This is a genomic window from Mesorhizobium sp. M7A.F.Ca.CA.001.10.2.1 (genome assembly GCF_003998575.1).
Lineage (GTDB): Bacteria > Pseudomonadota > Alphaproteobacteria > Rhizobiales > Rhizobiaceae > Mesorhizobium.
Window position 1 is genome coordinate 1 of record NZ_RZQY01000691.1, and the last position, 3,124, is coordinate 3,124.

General features: G+C 64.3%; 5 protein-coding genes. 4 read left to right on the forward strand and 1 reads right to left on the reverse strand.

Annotated features, from left to right (window positions below; genetic code table 11):
- The 4 genes from EN964_RS30055 to EN964_RS30070 form a co-directional block, all read left to right on the forward strand.
- On the forward strand, positions 1–522 hold a 522-nt coding region (locus tag EN964_RS30055), incomplete at its 5' end, for a FadR/GntR family transcriptional regulator (RefSeq protein WP_164776087.1).
- A 22-nt stretch (positions 523–544) separates the two neighbouring features.
- A complete protein-coding gene (kduI, locus tag EN964_RS30060; RefSeq protein WP_127270496.1) occupies positions 545–1,396 on the forward strand; it encodes a 5-dehydro-4-deoxy-D-glucuronate isomerase in 852 nt (283 codons plus the stop codon).
- Positions 1,393–2,151: a 2-dehydro-3-deoxy-D-gluconate 5-dehydrogenase KduD gene (gene kduD, locus EN964_RS30065; protein WP_127271817.1), complete on the forward strand. Its 759-nt coding sequence runs from the start codon at positions 1,393–1,395 to the stop codon at positions 2,149–2,151. The genes kduI and kduD overlap by 4 nt, the downstream gene beginning before the upstream one ends.
- A 67-nt stretch (positions 2,152–2,218) precedes the next feature.
- On the forward strand, positions 2,219–2,554 hold the full coding sequence (locus EN964_RS30070) for a cupin domain-containing protein (RefSeq protein WP_127270498.1): 336 nt from the start codon (positions 2,219–2,221) through the stop codon (positions 2,552–2,554).
- Between the two features lie 189 nt (positions 2,555–2,743).
- Here EN964_RS30070 and EN964_RS30075 read toward each other — a convergent pair.
- On the reverse strand, positions 2,744–3,124 hold a 381-nt coding region (locus EN964_RS30075; RefSeq protein WP_127277111.1), incomplete at its 5' end, for an aldehyde dehydrogenase family protein.

Genomic DNA, 3,124 nt, shown 5'->3' on the forward strand with positions numbered 1-3,124 from the left:
ACAATGTTCGGCGCGCTGGCCGCGGACATGGGCAGCAAGGATTCGATCGCGCTCAACGTGCTCGAAGTGCGGCTGGCGATCGAGATTGAATCGGCCGGGATCGCCGCCGTCCGCCGCAATGCCGCGCAGGAGGCGGCGATCCAGGAAGCCTTCTTCGAATTCGAGCGGCTGCTGCTTGCCAGCGAGCCGACCGGTCCGGCCGACCTCGCCTTCCATCGCGCGATCGCCAGCGCCACCAGCAACCCATTCTATGTCGAGATGCTCGACGTGCTCGGCCGGCGCGCCATCCCGTGCGACGTGACTTCGCCCTGGTCGACCGAATTGGCGCAATCCGATAGCTACCAGCGCGGACTGCAGCGCGAGCACCTGGTGATCCTCAACGCCATTACCTCTGGCGATGCCGAGGCCGCGCGAGAGGCGATGCGCGCGCACCTCACCGCCAGCCAGCAGCGTTACCGCGAACGCCTGCATGCGCGTCAGGCTTTTTATTCCAGTTCGGTCAAGGCCGCCGCCGGCGAATGACCCATCTCAAGTCAGGATTGAAATGAACCAGAGCCACACCGACTATACATCCCGCTTTGCCATCGACCCGGTCGCCGCCGCGGCGATGGGAACCGATGAGCTGCGCCACAACTTTCACATTGACGGCCTGTTCCAGCCCGGCCGCATCAGCCTGACCTACACACATTACGACCGCATGATCGTCGGCGGCGCCGTGCCGACGGACGCCGCGCTTCAACTGGAAACGATCAAGCCGACCGGCACCAAGAACTTTCTCGACCGTCGCGAGCTGATCGCCGTCAACATCGGCGGTGCAGGCGTCATCAAGGCCGGCGGCCAGTCCTTCGAATTGCAGGCGCGCGACATGCTCTATCTCGGCATGGGCATCGCTGATGTGTCGTTCGCGTCGGCCGATGCAGATGCGCCGGCCAAATTCTATCTGCTCAGCGCGCCGGCGCATCAGGCCTGGCCCAGCCGGCTGATCCGCATCGGCGACGCCAAGCGCCTCGATCTCGGCAGCAAGGACACCTGCAACGAGCGTTCGATCTTCCAGTTCATCCATGCCGACGGCGTGAAGACCTGCCAGCTGGTGGTCGGCATGACTCAGCTGGCGCCGGGCTCGGTGTGGAACACCATGCCGTGCCATGTGCATGACCGGCGCATGGAGGCCTATCTCTATTTCGACCTGGCGGAGACGGCACGCGTCTTCCACTTCATGGGCGAGCCGGACGAGACGCGCCATATCGTCATGGGCAACGAGGAAGCGGTGCTGTCGCCGGGCTGGTCGATCCATTCGGGCGCCGGCACTTCCAATTATGCTTTCATCTGGGCGATGGCTGGCGACAATGTCGACTATACCGATGTCGACCCGGTGGCGTTGAGCGATCTGCGGTGAGCGACCCCTTCAGCCTTGCCGGAAAACGTTTCCTGGTCACCGGCGCCAACACCGGCATCGGCCAGGGCATCGCCGTATCGATCGTACGCGCCGGGGGCGCGGTGGTCGGCGTCGGCCGCTCGTCGATGGACGATACGGCAGACAAGGTCGCCGCGCTGGGAGGGCAATTCGAGGCGGTCAGCGCCGACCTTGCCGACATTTCGGCCGCCGGCCCGTTGCACGACCGGATCTGGGACGAAAGCGGTCCGCTCGACGGGCTGGTCAACAATGCCGGCATCATCCGCCGCGCCGATGCCGTCGATCTCAGCGAGGCCGATTGGGACGACGTCATGGACGTCAACCTGAAAACGGTTTTTTTGCTCTGCCAAAGCTTTGCAAGGCGTGCCTTGGCAGCTGAGCGGAAGGGCAAGATCGTCAACATTGCCTCCGTGCTGAGTTTCCAGGGTGGCATCCGCGTTGCGTCCTACACTGCCTCGAAGCACGGTGTGCTCGGCATCACGCGTCTGCTCGCCTGCGAATGGGCGGCAAAGGGCATCAACGTCAACGCCATCGCGCCGGGCTATATCGAGACCAACAACACGCAGGCGCTGCGCGCCGATCCCGACCGCAGCGCCGCCATCCTGGCGCGTATCCCGGCCGGCCGCTGGGGCGAGGCGGGCGACATTGGCGACGCCGCCGTCTTCCTGCTGGCGCCGGCGTCGAACTACATGCATGGGGCGGTGGTGCCGGTGGATGGCGGCTGGCTGGCGCGCTAGGTTTTGACGCAATTCCGGGCGGAAAACCGTTTCACACTTTTCTTGGAATTGCTCTGAGGAGACAACGATGACCGCAAAGATTTTCGCGCAAGCCGGCGAGGGCGCCTGGACGAAGACGCCAGACGGCAACAGGCGGCGCGTTCTCCTGCACACCGACGAGTTGATGCTGGTCGAATTCGGCTTCGACAAGGGTGGCGTCGGCGCCCTGCATTCGCACCCGCATGTCCAGGCAAGCTATGTCGCCGAAGGCCGCTTCGAGGTGACCATCGACGGTAGGACCGAAACCATCGAGACCGGCGGCAGCTTCATTGTGCCGTCCGGTCTGGTGCACGGCGTCAAGGCCCTGGAAGCAGGGCGGCTGGTCGACAGCTTCACGCCGCACCGGGCCGATTTCCTCGGCTAGCCAAGGGTAAGAGATCGAGCGGGAATGACCCGCACCCCGAAAGAGGCGCGGGTCTGTTGCCTGGGCGCTTGTGGCGCCGCGGTACTCAAGACATCACCGCAGGATGAGGACCCTGCCGCACCGTGGTGAAGATAGTCTTAATGCGCCGGCGCTGCATGGCACGACGAACCGGAGGCTGCGCTCGCTCGATCAGGTGATGTGACGCAGGAGGCTGAAGAGCCGCTCGAACGTCTTGCCGTAGGGCGGGCGCAACAAGGCTCCGGCGCTCAGCCGCGACTGTGTGAAAACCGGCTTCTCCTTGCTGAACGTCCGAAATCCCCACTCGCCGTGATAGGCGCCCATGCCGCTGGCGCCGACCCCGCCGAAAGGCTGGTTTTCCTGTACCAGATGCAGCATGCAGTCGTTGATGGTGACACCGCCGGCAATAGTCTCGTGCAGGATGCGTTGACGATTGCCGCTGTCGCGGCCGAACCAGTAGAGCGCCAGCGGGCGCTCCGCTCCGTTCACATCGGCAATCGCCTCGTCGATCCCGGTGTATTCTACGATGGGCAGCACCGGCCCAAAAATCTC